20 protein-coding genes are annotated in these 20,877 nt (G+C 44.9%); 19 read left to right on the top strand and 1 reads right to left on the bottom strand.

The annotated features are described in order from the left end of the window. Nucleotides 1-38: 38 nt before the first annotated feature. The 3 genes from rplS to BMX84_RS04345 all read left to right on the top strand — a co-directional run bounded on the left by rplS (nt 39) and on the right by BMX84_RS04345 (nt 1,947). A complete protein-coding gene (gene rplS / locus BMX84_RS04355; protein WP_091487548.1) occupies nt 39-395 on the top strand; it encodes a 50S ribosomal protein L19 in 357 nt (118 codons plus the stop codon). 625 nt (nt 396-1,020) lie between these two features. Next, nucleotides 1,021-1,506 carry a hypothetical protein gene (locus BMX84_RS04350; protein ID WP_091487546.1) on the top strand — a complete coding sequence of 162 codons (486 nt, stop codon included), beginning with the start codon at nt 1,021-1,023 and terminating at the stop codon, nt 1,504-1,506. An 18-nt stretch (nt 1,507-1,524) separates the two neighbouring features. Beyond that, nucleotides 1,525-1,947 (top strand): OsmC family protein, encoded by a 423-nt coding sequence (locus BMX84_RS04345; RefSeq protein WP_177165460.1) that lies wholly within the window; start codon nt 1,525-1,527, stop codon nt 1,945-1,947. Nucleotides 1,948-2,484: 537 nt separating this feature from the next. Here BMX84_RS04345 and BMX84_RS04335 read toward each other — a convergent pair. Further along, nucleotides 2,485-3,378: an SDR family oxidoreductase gene (locus BMX84_RS04335; protein WP_091487541.1), complete on the bottom strand. Its 894-nt coding sequence runs from the start codon at nt 3,376-3,378 to the stop codon at nt 2,485-2,487. Between the two features lie 758 nt (nt 3,379-4,136). On the opposite strand from BMX84_RS04335, the gene BMX84_RS04330 reads away from it, so the two are divergent. The 16 genes from BMX84_RS04330 to BMX84_RS04255 all read left to right on the top strand — a co-directional run bounded on the left by BMX84_RS04330 (nt 4,137) and on the right by BMX84_RS04255 (nt 20,849). Beyond that, nucleotides 4,137-4,850: a SatD family protein gene (locus BMX84_RS04330; RefSeq protein WP_143058668.1), complete on the top strand. Its 714-nt coding sequence runs from the start codon at nt 4,137-4,139 to the stop codon at nt 4,848-4,850. Continuing rightward, nucleotides 4,847-5,851 (top strand): hypothetical protein, encoded by a 1,005-nt coding sequence (locus tag BMX84_RS04325; RefSeq protein WP_091487538.1) that lies wholly within the window; start codon nt 4,847-4,849, stop codon nt 5,849-5,851. The genes BMX84_RS04330 and BMX84_RS04325 overlap by 4 nt, the downstream gene beginning before the upstream one ends. Nucleotides 5,852-5,926: 75 nt before the next feature. Further along, on the top strand, nt 5,927-7,114 hold the full coding sequence (locus BMX84_RS04320; protein WP_091487537.1) for a helix-hairpin-helix domain-containing protein: 1,188 nt from the start codon (nt 5,927-5,929) through the stop codon (nt 7,112-7,114). Between the two features lie 701 nt (nt 7,115-7,815). Next, nucleotides 7,816-10,707: an insulinase family protein gene (locus BMX84_RS04315; RefSeq protein WP_091487535.1), complete on the top strand. Its 2,892-nt coding sequence runs from the start codon at nt 7,816-7,818 to the stop codon at nt 10,705-10,707. Between the two features lie 201 nt (nt 10,708-10,908). Beyond that, nucleotides 10,909-11,208, top strand: coding sequence for an MTH1187 family thiamine-binding protein (locus BMX84_RS04310; RefSeq protein WP_091487534.1), 300 nt, complete (start codon nt 10,909-10,911; stop codon nt 11,206-11,208). Nucleotides 11,209-11,394: 186 nt separating this feature from the next. Next, the gene (locus BMX84_RS04305) at nt 11,395-11,730 is read left to right on the top strand and encodes a hypothetical protein (protein WP_091487532.1); all 336 of its coding nucleotides are present in this window, start codon (nt 11,395-11,397) and stop codon (nt 11,728-11,730) included. Nucleotides 11,731-11,853: 123 nt separating this feature from the next. Next, nucleotides 11,854-12,753: an alpha/beta hydrolase gene (locus BMX84_RS04300; protein ID WP_091487531.1), complete on the top strand. Its 900-nt coding sequence runs from the start codon at nt 11,854-11,856 to the stop codon at nt 12,751-12,753. A 152-nt stretch (nt 12,754-12,905) separates the two neighbouring features. Then, nucleotides 12,906-13,463, top strand: coding sequence for a hypothetical protein (locus BMX84_RS04295; RefSeq protein ID WP_091487529.1), 558 nt, complete (start codon nt 12,906-12,908; stop codon nt 13,461-13,463). Between the two features lie 212 nt (nt 13,464-13,675). Further along, complete coding sequence (locus BMX84_RS04290) at nt 13,676-14,113, top strand: hypothetical protein (RefSeq protein ID WP_091487528.1); 438 nt, start codon at nt 13,676-13,678, stop codon at nt 14,111-14,113. Between the two features lie 64 nt (nt 14,114-14,177). Beyond that, nucleotides 14,178-15,767 (top strand): hypothetical protein, encoded by a 1,590-nt coding sequence (locus BMX84_RS04285; protein WP_091487526.1) that lies wholly within the window; start codon nt 14,178-14,180, stop codon nt 15,765-15,767. A gap of 259 nt (nt 15,768-16,026) precedes the next feature. Beyond that, nucleotides 16,027-16,695 carry a hypothetical protein gene (locus tag BMX84_RS04280; RefSeq protein ID WP_091487524.1) on the top strand — a complete coding sequence of 223 codons (669 nt, stop codon included), beginning with the start codon at nt 16,027-16,029 and terminating at the stop codon, nt 16,693-16,695. A 169-nt stretch (nt 16,696-16,864) separates the two neighbouring features. Next, nucleotides 16,865-17,713: a patatin-like phospholipase family protein gene (locus BMX84_RS04275; RefSeq protein WP_091487522.1), complete on the top strand. Its 849-nt coding sequence runs from the start codon at nt 16,865-16,867 to the stop codon at nt 17,711-17,713. A gap of 28 nt (nt 17,714-17,741) precedes the next feature. Next, nucleotides 17,742-18,296, top strand: a complete 555-nt coding sequence (locus tag BMX84_RS04270) for a hypothetical protein (protein WP_091487521.1) — start codon at nt 17,742-17,744, stop codon at nt 18,294-18,296. 200 nt (nt 18,297-18,496) lie between these two features. Next, complete coding sequence (locus BMX84_RS04265) at nt 18,497-18,805, top strand: DUF3784 domain-containing protein (protein WP_091487519.1); 309 nt, start codon at nt 18,497-18,499, stop codon at nt 18,803-18,805. 100 nt (nt 18,806-18,905) lie between these two features. Further along, nucleotides 18,906-19,241 (top strand): ArsR/SmtB family transcription factor, encoded by a 336-nt coding sequence (locus BMX84_RS04260; protein WP_091487517.1) that lies wholly within the window; start codon nt 18,906-18,908, stop codon nt 19,239-19,241. A 168-nt stretch (nt 19,242-19,409) separates the two neighbouring features. Beyond that, on the top strand, nt 19,410-20,849 hold the full coding sequence (locus BMX84_RS04255; protein WP_091487515.1) for a phospholipase D-like domain-containing protein: 1,440 nt from the start codon (nt 19,410-19,412) through the stop codon (nt 20,847-20,849). Nucleotides 20,850-20,877: the final 28 nt, after the last annotated feature.

The raw sequence follows: 20,877 nt of genomic DNA, 5'->3' as shown, positions 1-20,877 counted from the left end.
GTGCTCTTTATGAGTGTTGCGCGAGAGGAGATGTAAAGATGAATCAATTGATCGAAGATATCACAAAAGAACAATTACGTTCTGACTTACCGGACTTCCGTCCAGGAGACAACGTTACTGTTCATGCGCGTATTGTTGAGGGTGAACGTGAACGTATTCAGCTTTTTGAAGGCGTCGTAATCAGCCGTCGTGGTAAAGGTATCAGCGAAATGTACACTGTCCGTAAGATTTCTGGCGGTGTCGGCGTTGAACGTACTTTCCCAGTACATTCCCCACGTGTTGCAAAAATTGTTGTAACTCGTCAAGGTCGTGTACGTCGTGCGAAGCTATACTACCTACGTAACCTACGTGGTAAAGCAGCTCGTATTCCAGAACGCGTACGTAAAAACAAATAGTATGCTATTGAAACACCGGAACCTTTCGAGGATCCGGTGTTTTTCTGTTATCCGGAAAAAGAGGGCGGCAGAGCTAAGATAGACGACTGAGAGCGGGCTCTCAGTCACCCTATTTGAAAGACGGGTATAACAGTTAGTTAAATGAATAACGACTTTGAGTTGCCACTATCAGCCGATATAATAGTAGCTCGATTTGTTCTAATCCTTTAAGTTGCCATTATAAACTGTGATAACAGGAAGTCGATTCTAGTCTAGACAGCGAGTTCCCTTTATAAGAGGTTATAACAAGAAGTCAATTTACAAAATGAAGGTAAGCTACTACTATAAGAGGGTATAACGGTAACTCAACACTATTATTTAATCTGAATCTCTATTATCACGTAATATAATAGCATCTCGATGAGGTCCTGGCATTCGAGAAGCCATTAATAAGAAGGAAGCGAAGAGCCCTCTTCGCTCACCCAATTATAATAGAAACAGCCCGGTATAGCCCCCTAATATAGCATCATTAAAAAACCATGAGTCAATCCTTCAAGATGTCTATATTTAGTAAGCGTTTTATGTTATAATAATTTTTGTGTGGAACACAGACACGCGAAACTATAATTATTGGAGGATTTATATAATGAGCAAAATTACAGATAATTTTAAGCACTTAGCGCAAGATAGAAAGATCCAATTCAAAACGAAAGATATCGAAACACCGATCCGTACACAAGACGGCGAACAAGTGAAACAGAAACAAATCGTTTTCCAGACGGCTTTGCGTATCCAAGATAAGAAAGCTGTCGCATGCGGCGTGATCATTCATGATTCAGAACAGCCTCGTGTAAACTATCAGATCACATACAACAAGATCGGTCAGGTTACAGACCGCAACAAAATGCCTGAAATCACAACAGCCTTGAACGAAATCAATGCCATGCGTTCCGGCTACTATCGTTTCGTTGTCTCAGGCGACGGTGAAATCGTTATGCGTCACCTAGGCATCACTGGTGAAGACGCTAGCCCTATGATGGACGTCTTTGTATACGGCGGACGTATTTTAAGAGCCTTATTACCACAACTTGAACAAATCGACGGTGTCGACGTTTCTCAAGTTAAATCCTAAGAAACGAAGGTGAGACAAGTGGCAGAGTATTTGTTTGAAGCAACCGTTCATAATGAGGATGGGGTCGATGGGACAGCTTATGTCGAAGGTGATGATAAGTTATCCGTCACAGTTTCCAGTCCGGTAAACTCTAAGCCGGGAACGAATCCGGAAGAGTTGTTCGGTCTGGCACTGACCACCTGTCTGAATGCGACAATCGAATCCCTGTTAAAGGCTCGCGGCCTGACGAACAGAAGTAAAGTCACGGCCAAGATCCAACTCAGACGCGAAGACAGCGGCGTGGGGTATTACTTCCAGGTTTATGTTTTTGCGGCGATCGAAGGGATGGAACTCGACCGTGCCGATGCGATCGTTCAGTCGGCAGACAAGCGATGTCCTGTTGCTAAACTGACACAGAATGCATCCACTATCACACTCAAAACGGTTCCTTATGAAAACTGAATAATACCGGACCCTATGAATTCTCTAATGAATTCACAGGGTCTTTTTTTAAATTTTTAATCATTCTTAATATAATTCAACTATACTATAAGCATCACAAAGAGAAAGCCGGGGAATACTTTGAAAACACATCTCTTGAACACTGGAGCCTTTGTACTAATCTTTATACATACTCTTATTTTTTACTTCTGGATGGTTGATTGGGAACATTTAGTTACTGTAAAGGGTATAATTTTCTGGATTCTGTCAACTGTCATGGGAATAATTGTTTGCCTCTTCTTTAGGCAGACCCAAGAAGCATCGAAGAAACAGCTGGTCAAAACACTTTTATTATCCACCACATCCTTAATGGTTGTACTCGCCACATTGTCTGTACTGATAGAGTTTACTGTGAGGTCTATGCCCTGAAAAAAAGTAAACACTTTATGGTTGAATCGTTGTTTTCAACTATATAAGGTTTAAGACTGTATAGGAAAAGACCTTTAAATCCTATTGACTTAAAGGTCTTTTCTTTTCTATTCTTAGCTAATATAAGGATTACAGGGCAATCGGCTTCCCACCAGTGATACCGTAGATTTGTCCATTCACATAGCTTCCTTCGTCTGATGCAAAGAAAACATAGAGGGGAGCCAGTTCGACCGGCTGAGCGGCTCGTCCAAGTGGTGTATTCTGACCGAAAGTCGGGATATCGCCAGGCAGTTTGCCATTGTCCAACTGAAGCGGCGTCCATACAGGGCCAGGTGCCACGCCATTCACACGAATACCTTTAGGGCCGAAGTACTCGGATAGCGTAACGGTAAAGTTACTGATCGATCCTTTCGTGGCCGCATAATCCAGCAGGCTCGTGCTCGGACTGAATGACTGGACAGACGTGGTCGTGATGATCGCACTTCCCGGTTCCAGATGTTTTTCGGCCGCTTTCACCGTTTCAAACATACTGATGATGTTGATTTTGAATGTATCATTGACCTGTTTCATGGATAAACTTTCCAGATCCGGCTGAGCGATCTGCTGCGCGGCATTCAGGACTAAAATATCCAGCAGGCCGAATGCTTCCACAGTTTTCTCTACGATTTCTGTCGCGGCATGATCGTCACGCAGATCGTATGGGAGAAGCAGGGCTTTTCTTCCTTCCGCTTCAATGATCTCTTTGACATCGTTGGCATCTTTTTCTTCGCCAGGATAAAACTGTATGGCCACGTTGGCGCCTTCTCGGGCATAAGCGATCGCCGCCGCACGTCCGATACCGGAATCGCCACCTGTGATCAGGGCATTGCGTCCTTCCAGACGGTTGTGGCCTTTATAAGATTTTTCTCCTGAATCTGGTTGCGGGTCCATTTCGTTCTGCAGTGCGGGAGTATCTTGTTCTTGATCAGGAAACTTCTCATTGTAATACTTCGTACGCGGATCAGTTAATTTTCTCTCTGTCATTAACGTTCGACTCCTTTTATGATTTTATATCCATTTTAACCAATGGACAGTTAAAGTGTATCAATACCTCTTACATATTTCTATTAAAATGACTTGTTAAAGACATAGAAGCAATTTGTGATGTGGGATTAGGCAGCGGCCTAATCCAGACCTTATTAGACCTTATCGACCTGATCCTATTATTGAGTGCGATCTTCCCTGTATATTGGCAGCACTGAGTCTATATATCATTTCAGCACGCTCAATGAGTCTCTCAATGGGAGTACTCAAACTGCATTATCCGTGAGTACGCTGAATAAGCCTATCATTAGCCGTGCTCAAACTATATTTCCCGTGGGTACGCTCAATGAGCCTCTCATTAGCCGTAGTCAAGCTATATTCTCCGTGGGTACGCTCAATGAACCACTCATTAGCCGTGCTCAAGCTGCATTATCCGTGAGTACGCTCAATGAACCACTCATTAGCCGTGCTCAAGCTGCATTATCCGTGAGTACGCTCAATGAACCACTCATTAGCCGTAGTCAAGCTATATTTCCCGTGAGTACGTTCAATGAGCCTATCATTAGCCGTAGTCAAGCTACACTCTACGTGGGTACGTCCTATTCTAGGAGGCGGGAAAGTTGTTATCCAAATAAGCGCTTGATATATAGTCGCTAGCTCAGTTTTCAACTACTCAATAAACTAAAAATGGTTGAAACTTGAAAATCAACTATATATGGTTTATATTTAAGAAGTGAATAGTGGAAGGGGAGAACACAGTGGAAAATCAGTCAAAAATCGCTTTGATCGCCGACATCATTGCGTCAAAGAAGATGAAAGAACGGGCACAGACCCAGCAGATCCTGTCAGATATACTCGATAAAATGAACGAGGAATTTTCAGAACAGATCGAGTCGAAACTGACCATCACTTTAGGAGATGAATTCCAGTGCATCGTCAGCGAGATGGAAACGGCCTTTTTACTTATTGACCGCATCACACTGGAACTCCAGCTCATGACTATAGCGCAGCTGGATGAAGAGATATCGCTCCGATGGGGGATCGGGATAGGGGAGCTCATCACTCCGATCAAGGATAAAGAAGTGAGTATCGGCGCAGACGGTCCGGCATACTGGCATGCGAGGGAAGCCATCGAATCCGTCCATGAAGATAACGACTACGGTCTGCTCAATGAAAAAATCAGGACAGAACACCCGGATGACCTCTTCTATAACAGTATCGTAAGGCTTCAGAGTGTCATCCGTAACCAGTGGACCGCCACGCAGAAAGAGACGGTCTATTATGTGTTGAAGGCCGGGGGCTACGGGAATGTCAGCAATCAGCAGGTCACCGATGCATTGAAACAAGGCCTTGGGAAATCCTTCAGTGCCCAGACCGTCAGCAAGCGCATCATCTCGACCCAGATCAAACAGTACATCCAGTCACGCCAGCTGCTGGCCGAAAAGATCGAAGAGGGGAGAGCGGCTAAATGATCATTGAAACGCTGATCGCCCATGTCGTGAGTTACTTTTACTTTCAGCCCACACGTACGGGGGATCCAAAAGAAAAATACGCCGTGTCTCAATCGCTTCACTTCGTCTGGGGCCTGCTTTTTACCAGTGTGATCCTTTACGGTCTGCATGACGGCAGCGACGGTTTCACTTTGAAGTGGCTCGTGATCGTTTCGGGTTTACTTTTTGGGTATATCTTATTCGAAAATAAAATCAAAAACCCGCTGAACTTCTTTTTCACGAGTAACTTGAGCAGTGAACACGCGCTGCACCTATTTTATGTAAAAAACAGGTCCATCGTCCAGTTCGTTATCCAGCAGATGCTCTACCTGCTCTGGATTTTCATATTGAATGAATTAGTGACTGTGAGTGATGATCCATGGATTCTAGTGGGGATCGGGATAGTCTTCCTCCTTATTTTTATGGTCAGTCTTTATGCACTGAACAGGAAAGAATCCGGCAGCCACTACCCCTGGAACAGACTGCTCAAGCATGCGAGTACATACATCGTGTTGAGTGCTGTGACACTGATCCTGCTGCAGATCCTGCTGCGAGGACTGACCCTGCTTCAGTACGCACCGCTGCCGGTCAGCCTGCTGATCACACAAGAGCCGTACCGGGTGCTGATTTCATTAAGCCTGGTCCTTTTGCTTTTGATGAAGCCGACGAACTTAGTGATTCGGGCGGTCAGTTCCAAGTATGACCCGAAAAAAGACGCGGTGCTGGCTTCACAGACGGAACAGGATTCAGGTTTCAAAGGAGCCGGTGCGATGATCGGGAACCTTGAACGCCTGCTGATTCTGCTGTCGTTTTTCTTCGGCAGTCTCTTGTCAGTGGTCGCGATCCTGTCCATCAAAGCCTTTGCCCGCTACAAACTGATCGCCGAAGACCCGTACTTTTCAGAATACTTCGTCATCGGGACCATGCTGAGCGTTTTGATCACCTTTGCGTGTTACGCCTTGCTCGTCTTGATGCTTGTCTGATTAAGTCATGAAAAATTTGAAAGATCTGAAACTTTTCTACTATAATAAACCTAATAAACTTAAGGAGCTGAACAAATGGCAAACGGTATGGAACACTTTCAAAGAATGGTCCAGCAATTCCTGAACGAACACGGTGATGAGTTCGATTCACCTATGGAAGCTATTGATTTCTTTACTCGTATGTATAACGAAGAAATAGAGACTGGGGGAGATTTCGCTCAGTCAGAAACAGATGTGACACGCTCGATGGATAAGCTGGATGAAGCACAGTCTGCCACTTCTTTCAGTAAAAAGAGGAAGCTACTCAAAGAAGCCACCAGCATCTGGCCAGAAAACTGGGATGCTCAAAGTATGCTGATCGATACGGATATGGATACAGATCTTATCTCTCTTATCGAACAGTATAAATTTCTAGAAAAAAGAGCCCGCAAAAACTGGCATAAAACGACTGACAGAATCGGCTATAGAAACGTGGAAGAACGCCCTTATTTACGGTTGAAAGGTAAGCTGGCCTTTCTTCTTATGGAAATGGGGATGATCGATCATGCACTCGAACATCTTCTAGAGCTTTATAAAATAGATGAGTCGGATGCACTCGGGACACGCTATAAAATCATGGCCCTTTACGTCCGCAAATTCGACTGGAAAAGTGCCTGGCGGTTCTATCAAAAAGCAGAAGGGGCGGATGAAGACGATCAGTTGCTGCTTCACATCCTTATCCTTGCCGTCCTGACAGATCGACGGGACGTAGCCAAGATTCTTTTGGAAAAACTAGTCAAAGTCAATCCAAGTATCGGGATGGTACTGGCAGATGACATGTGGCCGATCGAAGACTTATATGACGACGAGATCACTCAAGCCCCTTCATATCAGCCGTTTTCCTATCAAAGCCTGCTCATCGCCTTAAGAGATGTGCTCTATGTCATTATTGAAAATGAGTATCTTTTTGAATGGCTGAAGAAGGAGACGTTTAAGCTGCTTCCAAAAGATCAGATCGTCAAAACTGATCATCAGCCTTTTTACGGAGAAATCGATCCCTCTGCAAATCTAAAGCTTCAAGAATTCTTTCATTCGCTAAGAGACGAGCCATCCAATCCGTTGAGGGGGATGAGAATCGACCGCGTTCGTATCCTGCATCATGCTGGACTTCGCACGTTTGAAGACTTTGCAGATAAGACTGAAAAACAAGTGCTTGGACTTCAAGGCATCGGACCAGTAACCATCAAAGAACTGAAAGCCAATGGTGTGGCGTTCAGAAAATAGGTTACTGCATTTTAAAAAGCCAAGAAGGAACAACCCGCGCCTCTAGTGTGGAGCGGGTTGAACAATTTTGTAGAGAAGTGTTCAGTCGTAAGGGTTAGTTGTCATGAGTACGACATTTAAAACTCGAAAGTGTTCACTTGTGGATCAGCGATTCAGTGAGTGCGACATTTTGGAAGGATAAATGTTCACTCATGAAGAATTAAAAGCGTGGGTGATACATTTTAAGTACGAAAGTGTTCAGTCGCGGCCGAGTGCTTTGATGAGCGCGACATTTAGGGCGAGAAAATGTTCACTCATGAACAGTCATGACGTGGGTGATACATTTTGCCAACAAAAGTGCTCGCTCATGATTTCTCAGCTACATGGGTGAACAGTTTACATGGAAAAACTGTTCACTCATGCGTCATACGTCAGGCGACTAAGACATTACGCCAATAAAAGTGTTCACCCACGCATAACCCGAAGACTGAGCCGACACTTCTCCACCAAATCTTTTCTCAGAAACACAAACAACGAGATTAAACGAACAAAATCCCTATGCGATGATGCTGAAACGAGGCGCAGGCCTCGTTTCTTTCCTTATCAAAAGCTGAAAAGGAGAGAGATTGAAAGCTTTCAATCTCTTCCTCTAGTCAAAGAGGGCTGAAATCATGTACAATGGTCGTATATGAAAAAATAATGAGAACATGAAGGAGATACTTATGGTCTTTAAAAAAATAGAATCACAAACCCTTCCAGATATCCATTCTGAGGGTCATTTATATGAACATGAAGAAACGGGGGCACAGGTTTTATATCTGGCCAACGATGATACCAATAAATCCTTTACGATTGGCTTCAGAACTCCGCCGTACAACGATAACGGTATTGCCCATATCCTCGAGCATTCCGTCCTGAACGGCTCAAAAAAATACCCTTCCAAAGAACCGTTCGTGGAACTGATCAAAGGGTCACTCAACACCTTTGTCAACGCGATGACCTTCTCGGACAAGACCATTTACCCGGTCGCATCCACTAATGAAAAAGACTTCGGTCATCTGGTCGGGGTTTATTTAGATGCGGTCTTCCAGCCAAAACTTTATCAAGATAAGCAGATCCTTGCCCAGGAAGGCTGGCACTATCATCTGGAAAATGAAGAAGATGACCTGATTTATAAAGGCGTCGTTTACAATGAGATGAAAGGGGCTGCGGCTTCACCGGAACGTCAGGTCTATGACCACGTGTCGAGTCAGCTGTATCCCAACACCACTTACAGCAAGAACTCAGGCGGCGATCCTAAAGCGATCCCGACACTGACTCAGGAAGAATTCATTGCCTTCCACCAGATGTACTATCACCCAAGCAACTCTCTGACGATCGTCTATGGTGACATGAACATCACAGACGTATTCGACCGACTGGAAGAGTACTTTACTGGCATGGGCAGACAGGACGAAGCGGTGGACTTGTCCATCGAACCGTCAGAGCCGAAAGAAGCGGTCTATACGGATACGTATTCCATCACAGCAGGCGACGATCCTACCGGGAAAGACTACCTGGCGCTCGGCTGGCATGGCGCTTTACCGGATGAAACGCTGGATATCTTTGGTCTGGAAGTCCTGGACGAGATCCTGTTCGGCAACAACCAGTCACCGCTTAAAAAGGCCCTCCTTGACGCAGAGATCGGCGGAGATATCAACAGTGACGTTTCTGACATCGGTTATCCGACCGCTTTCCTGATCATGGCGAAGTATTCCAGCGCCGACAAGATGCCTAAGTTCAAAGAAGTCGTTCAAGAAACACTGACGGCTTTAGTTAAGAACGGCATCAGTAAAGACCTGATCCAGGCGGCACTGAACAAGATCACCTTCCAGACACGCGAAGCGGCGATATCAGAAGACAACCCGCGCGGGGTCATCTACGCCATCCAGACACTGAACACCTGGCTGTACGACAAGGATCCGTTCGTGAACCTGCAGTTCAACCATTTCCTTGAACAACTGGCTAAAAAAGCGGACGAGGGTTACTTTGAAGAGCTGATCCAGCGCAAATTGATCGATAACGCCGTCTTCACGCAAGTCATATTGAAAGCCGAACCCGGCAAGAGTGACAAGCAGGAAGCCGAAACTTTGAAACAGCTGCAAGAATACAAGGCAAACATCACTGAAGACGAACGTCAGACGATCATCAAAGAGACACTGGCCCTGATCGAACGTCAGGAAACACCGGATAAAGCGGAAGATCTGGCGAAGATCCCGACGCTGAAACGTGAAGACTTGACCACAGACGAGCAGGACTACCCTATTGATGACGAAGTGTTCGGCGAAGACACCAGTTTTTATCACGCGGATCAGTTCACGTCAGGCATCGATTATATCGACCTGTACTTCAACATCGAAGACTTCGAAGCGAATGAGTATGCACTCTTAGGCTACTTCAGCAATCTCCTAGGCAAACTGGCGACGGACAACTATGACGAAGCAGCCCTGCAGACGGAAATAGATACGCACACAGGTGGCATTTATGGCAGTGTATCTGTTTATGAAGATATCGAAGGCAACATCAAGCCGTTCTTCAAAGTCAGCGGAAAAGCCCTGGCAGCTTCATTAGATGATCTTATCGGTCTGATGAAAGAGATATCACTGCATACCCAGTTCGACAACAAAGCCGAACTTTTAAAAATCACCCAGCGTCTGATCTCTAACTTTGAAAACAAGATCAACTTCAGTTCACACGGGATCGTTGCGAACCGGGCCTTGAGCCAAGTGAAACCGACGGCCAAACTGAGCGAACTGATCAGCGGTATCGACCAGTTCAATTATCTCAAAGCCGTGCGCGACGAATTGAAAACAGATGCCACTGAACTGACAGACAGCCTGACTCAGTTACTGACTAAGCTGATGAACAAGCGCCGCTTGAATGTCTTATATACCGGCGAAGCGGAACGCAAAAACACAGTCAAAGAAGCGCTGAAAACAGCCTTTTCTTCCTTGCCGAATGAACCACTGGGAGACAAAGTCATGTATCAGCCTGGTCCCAAGCAAAACGAAGCTTACGTGACCGCACAGGATGTGAACTACGTGGGTCTCGGAAGTGACGCCAAAGGGACGCTTGACTATTCTGGTACATCACAAGTCCTGTCGACCGCATTCCGCTTCGATTACTTGTGGAATGCCATCCGTGTCAAAGGCGGGGCATACGGCTCCCTTTACCGTCATACCCGTAACGGCAGTGTGGCGCTGGGGTCTTACCGCGATCCAAATATCGGTAAGACACTGGACGTCTATAAAGGCATCCCGGACTTTGTCAAAGGTCTCGAGCTTCCTGAATCCGAGCTGCTGAAATATATCATCGGATCGCTCAGTCCACTGGAGCAGCCAAAATCTGCCCACAGCAAAGGACTCACTGCTTTCAACCGACTGCAGCGCAACATCAAAAAAGAGGATATCGTTCAGCTGAAAGAAGAGATATTGGCGACCGATTCAGACAAACTGTCAGCCCTGCATGACGACTTCAGAACAGTTATCGACTCAGGCTCTGTGGTGGTCATCGGCAACAAGGCGCAGATCGAAAACGAAAAAGAGCTGTTCGACAAAGTGTACGACCTTTACTGATCCGATCGATCCGATCGATCAGGACCAAATCAGAATAAAATCAGGATCAGACTAGCAGCCATCACACGCTACTGGTCTGGTTTTTACTCTCAATAGCTATCCTTTGCATCTACAAAAAGCCACGCTGTATACTGAGCATATAGATCACTGAGGAAGAAATAGTTTATCACTATGACTATAACTAAGGAGGAGGGATAAAACATGAATACACTTGTTGCAGTTTCTATCGTGCCCATTGGAACAGAGGAAGCTCTTGCCCCGCATGTGTCGAAGTCGATCAAGATCATCAGAGACTCCGGCCTGCCCAATAAAACGACCTCGATGTTTACAGAAATAGAAGGCCCCTGGGATGAGGTAATGAAAGTGGTCAAAGACGCTGTGATGGTCCTGGCTGATGAAGGGATCCGCACGGAAGTCGTTCTGAAAGGCGATATTCGTCCTGGACGTGAGAACGCCATGGAAGAAAAAGTCCAGGAGATCGAAGATATGCTTGGTCAATAAACCAATAGAGAACTCAAAAAGGTGTCCGCTCCAGACTATAGGAGCGGACACCATTTTTTGCACAGAAACATCTGTTCGCCATTCGCCATTTTTCTCATTTAGTCGAGTACGCATTGAAAATGCCTTCATTAATCCATATAATGAATAAAGATATACTAAAGAATATAGCCATTCAGGAGGGATGACATGAAAAAAAAACGCGCGGTGATTGTCCTGCTGCTTCTCTGTTCTATCTTGTTCCTGACCCAGCCGGATAAGGACGATATCTATGACTGGCTGGCCAGTGAACAGGGCATCACGCAAAAAGATGACTCGAACGAAGCGATCGTCTTTGGCTTATTCAAAAAAGACGGGAAACAGATCCAGGAGATGTTCAGTCACTACAGGAATACGGGTCTCTTTGCGAGCGAGGAAAAAGTTTTTTATGATGAAAACAGCGAGTCGTTCACCATCCGAGTCTTTGGTATTGCCGGCCAGCTTATACAGATGGAAGACGGATTCTTATGGGACTGGCTGAACTGATTAACCCGATCGAATAGAAGCAATAACTGGACTAATTACATACTCGTTTTTATAAGAGCCTGATTCACTGAGGCTTTTATAAAAACGTACATAAACTAACTAACAGAATGGAGACGGTTACACATGATCGACAGTTACGAAAATATGCCAAAATCGAACGCTCACCCAGAAGGAATGCAGACAGTCCAAGGCGACAAGCAAAATATCCGGGCGCGCATATTACCCGAAGACCATATTTACCAGCGCAAAAACGGCCGGAACCTGCGTATCCGACTGGTCTATCCGGAAGGCTACGAACTCGAGGGGCCTTATCCAATCCTAGTACATATCCAAGGGTCTGGCTGGTTCCAGCAGGATCTGAATAACATTATCACAGACCTCATGCCGATCGTTAAGCGCGGGTTCGTGTTGGCGGTGGTGGAGTATCTGCCAATACCTGATGCCAGTTTCCCGAGTCATATCCATGACGCTAAAACGGCTGTCCGTTATCTGAATGCGCACGCCGATGAACTTCAGCTCGATATGGAAAATCTCTTCCTATCCGGCGACTCGAGCGGCGGACACACCGCCGTAATGACATGGGCGACCTGGCAGACAGACATGCTGGACAACTCGACCGAACCGCTTCCAGATATCAAGGCCTGTATCGATATATACGGCGTCACTGATTTTGAGGCCATTGTGAATCAGCCATCCGCGACGGATCACGCCAAGCCGACGAGCCCGCCGAACCTGCTGCTCACAGAATTCATCAGAGGGAACGATGACGCACACGTCAAGCAGGCGTCCGTCCAGTATTACTTGGAGAAAAACAAACCGACTATTCCGCTTTTGATCCTCCACGGCAATAAAGACACCGTGGTTCCTTTCGAGCAAAGCGTCCTGCTCTATGAAGTCTGCCTTGAATATGACTTAAAAGCAGAGTTTTTCTGCGTGGACGAAGCCGATCACGGCGGAAGCATCTTTTATACCGATGAAGTCGTTGGAATCATCAGAGATTTTCTGATCAAGCATATTAAATAGGCGGCATCGATGTTAGCTTATTGACAAACAAATCATCCTCGAGACACCTATAGCTATCACAAGTGTTAAAGCCTGAACTTACTAAAGAAGCGTGTTAAACTGAATCTAGTAAGGTTTTAAAAGGGATCAATCATATAAGGAGGATGTTCAGTATGGCAAAAAGATACGTTGCAGACATTAAACCGGTGAACGCAGAGGCGATCGGTACGTCCGTTACGGGCAAGGCAGAACTTATTGAAGAAGACGATACCTTGAAAATCAAAATCGAAGCTAAGGGGACGCCACCAAACATGATGCATTGGAGCCACTTCCATGGGTTCTTAGATGGGAAGAAGGGGCGCGTGCCTGGAAAAGAGGCTGATTTAAATGGTGACGGGTTTATTGACTTGCCCGAAGTCTATAAAGTAGCGGGCCAGACCATGGTCCCGTTTGACAACGCCCCTCAAGATATCAATGTGCCACATGATAATTATCCAAATTCTGATGCAGACGGGAACTGGAATTATGAGTTTGAGGTGCCTATAGTTCCATTGAAAGCCAAATTTATAGAGAAATTCGGCTCAGAAGATCTGCAGTTAGATTCCCGAACGATTATCATTCATGGCGTACCAGAGTCTCTGGACCTCCCAGATACAGTTGAAGGCACCGTAAAAGAGTATGGTCCGCATACGACCCTTCCAATCGGCGTGGGCGAGATCGAGAAAGCTTAAGTATCCTTTGATTAGTGATAACATATAAAAGGAATGCAGCGAAAATTATTTTCATATCGCTAGTGACAGAACGTCTTTCTGATCACGGCTGATCATCTCAGCCGGATCTGGAGGGCGTTTTTTATATTTAAATCACATATTGATTAATGTCAAAAGACGTTTATACTTAGGTAAGGTAGTGTTTCGTTCTGCATGGCAAGGAAGAGGACAAAATGGGACTGTTTTATTTCGCCCTGGTCGCGGGTGGCGTCACTTTGTTTTTAAGTGATAAAGAAGAAGTGGATAAATTATTCACTGCTATCGATACGTATAGAAAACAGTTTAGACTCGCCACATTTATCTATGTTGGGCTCTTTGGGATGTTCATGGTGCCCTTCGACTTTATCGATTTTTCGATGATCTTGAGATATGCCGTCTTTTATTTTATTTTCGGCGTCATCCTGTATGGACTCTACAAGAATCAGCCACTAAAAGTACTGAAGATCGTCACTCTGCTGCATCTGCTGGGAGTAGCGGGGCGCATCGCACTTGAATGGATGGAGTGGACACCGGTAAAACTGTTCAACATCGGTATCTATGCAGCCGTCATCCCGTTATATCTCTACATCATCCAGCTCGTCCTCACCTTGAAACGCTTTGCCAGCAACTGAACGCTACCCAGAAATCACTTGTTTATCCATTAGTGGATGAACGATACAGAAAAAGGAAGGTTTTATGAAAACAACCAAGAAACGTTTAGCTTTATATCTCACTCTATTTATCCTTACGTTAGTTGTATTTTACATATATACACCAGCGCTCAATATCCACTCGCAGGAGTTTAGATTTTACATCCTGCTGTTTACTGTGGCAGTCATCGGAATCGAGTTGTCCATAGACGGTCAGTTTTTCTATCAGAAAAAGATGAAGTATGGCGCGTTGGCCTTACCGATCCTGGCTGTTATCGTCATTGCGGTCGGTAACTTGGTGAACGGCGTCATGTTCCGTGCCACGGACTATGCGAACCTGATCGAAGTGGAAGAGAAGAGCTTCCAGGACGATTTCCCGGCCATGGACGAATCATCTATCCCCTTGATGGATAAAGACACGGCTCAGCGCCTGGGCGACCGACGCATCGGTTCGATCAGTGAACTGGTTTCCCAATTTGTTCCGGCTGATACCTACACACAAATCAATATCGATAACGATCCTTACCGGGTAACACCGCTGCAGTACGCAAGTTTCATCCGCTGGCTCAATAACCGAAGTGAAGGGATCCCAAATTACCTGAAAGTCGATATGGTGACGGGAGAAGTCGAAGTGGAAGACCTGGAAGAGAACATCAAGTATTCGGATTCAGAATATTTGAACCGCAATGTGAAACGTCACTTGCGCTTCAAACACCCGACCAAACTCTTTGAAGATCCGTCTTTCGAAGTCGATAATGAAGGACACCCGCATTACATCGCAACGACATATGAGAATATTTTCTGGTTCAAGCAGCTCGAACCGACCGGTCTGATCGTCTTGGATGCCGTGACAGGCGAAACAGAAGAGTATACCCTGGATACGATGCCGACCTGGGTCGACCGTGTATATTCATCCAATCTGATCCTACAGCAGCTGAACTATAGAGGTCAGTACAGCGGCGGCTTCTTTAATGCACTCTTTGGCAAGCGCGGCGTCACGCAAACAACAGAAGGGTATAACTATATCCCGATGAATGATGATGTCTATCTTTACACAGGTGTGACCTCAGTTAATAACGATGCTTCGAATATCGGTTTCTATCTGGTCAATATGCGTACCAAAGCAGCCGAGTTTTATCCCGTCACATCGGCGGATGAATTTTCAGCCATGGATTCTGCCGAGGGGTCACTTCAGCAGATGCGTTTTGAATCGACCTTCCCGCTGCTGATCAGCCTAAACGAACGCCCGTATTACATTTCATCACTGAAAGATGATTCCGGACTAGTTCGTTCATATGCCCTGGTCGATGCACAGGATTATCAGAAAGTCATCACCAGCGAAACCGTGGACGGTTTGATCACTCAGCTGAACGGCGAAACACTCACTGATTCAGAGGATGCTGAAGAAGATATCGTCGAGGTAGTCGATGAAAACCTAAGCGAAGTCAGCGGCCAAGTGGAGAACATCTCCCAAGCTGTCGTTTCCGGCAACACCATCTACTACTTCATGATCGACGGCAGTATCTATAAAGCCGACATCACCTTACACGATGCCTTGCCTTTCGTAGAAGAAGGTCAAGTCATCGAAGGAGAAGCCAACGCAGACAACGAATTTAAAATGATCATATTAGATTAAACGTCTGACCCTTTGTATGACTCCTTGAAAAAGAAGTCGTATGAGGGGTTTTTCTTTAGAACGTTTTGAAACGACAGGAAAAGAGCGTTCTTTGAATGCCTGGAAATACTATGGTAGTGGCTCAATCATTAAAACAAACCATTTAGGCCTTAAGTTGAAGACATAACGATTAAAATAACTCGAAAACCCTTACAAAAACTCTAGTTTTATTGCTTGTAAAGTGTTAATATATATACAAATGATTTAGAGGAGGAAAAAAATGAATTGGAAAAAAGTGTTGATGTTGTCTAGCGTTTCTCTACTGATGGGTGCTTGTTCAAGCAGAGAAACACAAGATAGTTCCCCTGTTGATGAAGTGGTCGAAGACGTTGCAGAAGATACAGAATCTGCTATTGATACTGAGGAAGTTGATGCCGAAGAAGTCGTTGAAGAAGAAGATACCGAGTCAGCCGATAATGTCGGAAAAAGATCCAACCCAATCCCTTTAGGTCAATCGGTGGTATATACAGAAACATATTATGGCGATGATTTTGAAACCGAATACGAAGCTGTATATGAAATGACGATTACCGATGTGATCAGAGGCGAGGAGGCATTCACGATTCTGCAGGAGGAAAACCAGTTCAACGAACCTGCACCAGAGGGGATGGAATGGGCAATTATCACAATTAAAGGTATGCTTCATGAGGGAGACGAGGATGTTCCATATTCCGTATCCCCATGGTTTTCCATAATAGATTCTTCTGGTAGTGAAGTCACACAGGATGATTATGCTTCACTTAATGGTAATGAATACGGATATGTCGATCTCTTTCCTGGCGGCGAGACAGAAGGACGAATAACGATGTATATGCCTGTAGAAGACGAGAGTCTTTTAGTACTAGATGATGTGTTTGGTACAGGGATATTCTTTTCTCTAAGTGAATAAAGTTAACGGAGAGTCCTTGTGGCTCTCCGTTTTCTATTTTCAAATAAATTTTAATTATATATTCGGTCCCTTCAATAAAATGCCTGAAAATGATATAGTTAGAGGTACGTATCGTTAAATAGTATAGTAAATTATAAGTTAATAAAATGATCAACGAAAAGGTGAGAACATGAGTACAGGAATGGTTTTAGAAGGCGGAGGGATGCGTGGTCTCTATACGGCAGGTGTGCTGGACACGTTATTGGATGAAGAGATCCACATCGACGGGATGCTGACGGTATCTGCAGGCGCGCTCTTTGGCATCAACTTTGCGTCCAGACAGAAAGGCCGAGCCCTACGCTACAATAAAACGTACATAAGAGACAAGCGCTACATCAGCATGAGAAGCTGGCTGAAAACAGGCGATATGGTGAATAAAGAGTTTGCTTACTATACGGTCCCATTTTCACTGGATGTCTTTGATGAAGCTGCTTTCAAACGATCGGGGATCGCTTTCTATGCCACAGTTACCAATATGGAAACGGGTCACCCTGAATATATCCATATAACGGAACCCTTCAAACAGATGGAGGCTTTACGTGCATCCGGATCCATGCCCTTTGTCTCCAGACCCATCGAGCACAAAGGAACGAAGTATCTGGACGGCGGTGTCAGTGACAGTATCCCGCTGGAAAAAGCAGAGGCTTTGGGTTATGAGAAAAACATTGTCATTTTGACACGGCCACTCGATTACAGAAAGACGAAGCCCAATGACTTTATCATCGACCGCTGGTACAAAAAGTATCCGGCTTTCAAAGAAGCACTGAAAAACAGATATAAAAATTACAACGCGACGATCGAAAAAATCATTGAAGATGAGAAACAAGGAAAAACGTTCGTCATCCGACCGTCTATGACTGTCCCGATCAAGCGGCTGGAGCGCGATCCGGATAAACTGCAGTCCATGTATGACCTGGGAGTCAAAGATGCCACAACACGCATACAAGAGCTAAAATGCTACTTAGAGAATGACCACTAGAAACTTTATGAGAGGAAAAGGAAGCGGGATGACATTAATAGAAATATTAGATGAAAGACCCTGGGCTCGAGAATACCTCTATTTTGATCCAGATTTGAATGAAACCGGGGTCGTGTATCCAGCCAACTTAGAGAAATTCGAAATTTTCCTTGATGCCATGGAAGAAGTGCGCACGAACAGCAAGGAGCTCCTGACACGGTACAAACTCCCGGACTATAAAGATGTCATCGAACTTTTAGCTGTCTTCAAAGTAACCACACGGAGAGGACCGGCGACACTCGAGCATCAGGAACTATTCTTTGATATGCTGAGTGCCCACATTAAAAGTGAAACAGACAGAGGCAGAACGCTTGAAGACATCTTTGAAGACAAAGATGCCATCGCTCTGGCACGCCTGTATCAGGTCAGTGACCCAGAATGGGCTGAGAAGTACATGACCTGGATATTATTTGAATTAGGAGCCATCAGCAAAGAAAAAGGCCCCGACGTCTTTGGAGCAAATAAGAGTGCCTTCCAGACCTATGATTTTCTGAAGAAGGCCTCTGACGGAAAATGGCGTCCGCAGATGGATTTTTCGGAGTAAACCAATTTTTTTAGGTCATCCTTTAACAACTGAACCCTTTGATTACCAAGTAAGTTTGGACGAGTAATTTTAAATACACTGTTCCTTTTATGAGTCTTCAGTAAATCTTATTGAATGGTCTAATATATCAAGCAAACTCGAATAGAAGAAATCTAATAAATCTGACTACAACTTATTTTCAAGAGAAAGAAGGAAAAACCATGCTGACATACTTATTCATGGGTATCGCGTTACTGGCGATCGGCTTTGCTGTCCATGTTCTGAAATGGAACATACTGATCGCTTATTATAATACGAAACCTAAAGAGAAAAAGAACAATAAAAATACTGAAAGCTATCGAAAGATTTTGGGGTATTATGGATATATCACGGGAGGTATTTTCTTTTTACTGGCGTTCCTGGAATTTCAGGGCATTAGCGTCCCTCCAACTCCGGTCACTGCCGTTTTCATCGTATGGACGATGATCGTTATGTATTATGCACAAAAAGACGATGAGGATGAAAAGTAAATCACCGATACGGGTGAAAAAGAAGTTATGAAAAAATCAGCTGATTTGGACTCTTAAAGCCTATCAGCGATGAAGTAAACTTTGAATGGAGACGAGACGAATGACTTATGAAAATTACGCACAAATAGCCAAGGCCTTATCCGATCCGAAACGTGTCAAAATCCTTGATATGCTGTCCTGCGGTTCGATGTGTGCCTGCGATATACTGGAGCACTTCGACTTTACTCAGCCGACACTCTCGCATCATATCAAAGCTTTGACGCAAGCTGGTCTGGTCACTGTCCGAAAAGAGGGGACATGGAACCACTATTCGATCAGCCAGGACACAGCCAGCCAGTTTCTTAAACAGACAGAGCATTATCTCACACATACAGAGGACTGTGTATGCAGGGACACGACGACTGACGACAAAACGTGTAAGTCATGTGCTGGGTAAATATCTAATCACTTTAAAGAAACAGGAGCTGGACGATCACTCTAACATAGAGGGCGTACAGCTCCTGTTTTTTCATCTCTCAAGTAGAATCACTATTTTTTATCGTTACAATAATAAATGTTATACTAAAGTTACTAATGAACACTTTGAAAGGACCGGAGAGGGTTGATGAACATGTTAAAAAAGATAGCTAAAGGTGGGTTGATCGGTCTCGGTGCTTATTTAGGGTATGCTTTTTTCACTTCTAATGTCCTGCTTCACTATAAGAAACCGAAAAGCAGAGAAGAACTGGAAGAAAAGGGTTTGCCGGATTATTATGGTGAGAATGAAGACGAGGGTCCAGACAAGGCCGCATTTTTTGATACCCAGGATATCCTGCTGACACTGCACCTGAACCTGATTGAGTCCGCAAAGAAAACAATAAAATTTGCCAACTTTTCCATCGAAGACGGTGCCGCCAGTGATTTGTTCTACGGTAAACTGTTGAAAGCCGCAGACAGAGGGGTTGAAGTCTATATCCTGTTTGATGGCAAAGGGCATAACCTGTTTGGGATCAGTAATGGCAAATACTGGGCACTGATGGCTCATCCGAATGTCAATCTGGCGTTTTATGAAGAGTTTGACTGGCTGCGTCCCTGGACATGGCAAAACCGGATGCATGACAAGTATATGATCATCGATGAATGTTATGTCTTGACCGGGGGCGTCAATCTGGAAGATGCGTTCTTTGTCAAAGATAATGAAGAAGCGGTTTATGACCGCGATGTGGTGATCATCAATAAAGACCCCGATCGCTACGACGAAAGCGTCGTGAAGCAATATACTGAATACTTTGAATCCATGTGGTTCCATCCCTATACAAGTGTTAGGCCGAGTCATATCATGGAGAGATATAAGCAGCTCGCAAATGAGACCTATGAAAAACTGGTATCCACCGTTAAAGAAGCAGAGGAAAACAATCAGTACGGTGCCGGGAGAACGATCGAGTGGGAAGAGCACATGTACCCGACTCGCAAGGTGAGTCTGGTCACAAATGGAATCCAGCGCTGGAAAAAAGATCCGCATATCTTGGCAACACTTGGAAGACTGTTTGATGAAGCTGAAAACAGTGTAATCTTCCAAAGCCCGTATGTCGTGCCAAGTGAAGAGATGAGAGAATACATCTCCTTGGAGCATACGAGTGCCAAGATTTTCTTCATCACTAACTCGATGGCTGTGTCGACTAACTTCCCAGCCATCGCCGGTCAGCGTAAGTATTTAAGAGAATTGAGTAATGACACCACGCAATTTTATCATTTTCAGGGGAAAGGCTACATTCACGCGAAAGCCTATATGTTCGACCGCCGTTTGAGTTTAGTGGGGTCCTTTAACTTTGACCCGCGCAGTTCGTTCTTAAGTCAGGAAAATCTGGTTGTTATAGACAGCCCGGAACTGTCAACGGCACTGGAAGAGAGTCTTAAAGATATCGCCCGAAACAGTGTCCCGTACAACGACTACGCCGAACAACTTGTTGAGGATACGGCAGAGAACGTTCCGACACCCTGGTATAAAAAATTCATTTTGGGATTGGCTTATATTATTTTCCACCCACTGGAGAGTCTACTGTAATCTGATGATCTGAAAAACTTTAAAACGG

Origin of the sequence: Alkalibacterium putridalgicola, assembly GCF_900109825.1 — a bacterium.
Taxonomy (GTDB): Bacteria; Bacillota; Bacilli; order Lactobacillales; family Carnobacteriaceae_A; genus Alkalibacterium; species Alkalibacterium putridalgicola.
Note: the sequence above shows the minus strand (reverse complement) of the source record. Positions and strands in the feature narration are given on the sequence as shown.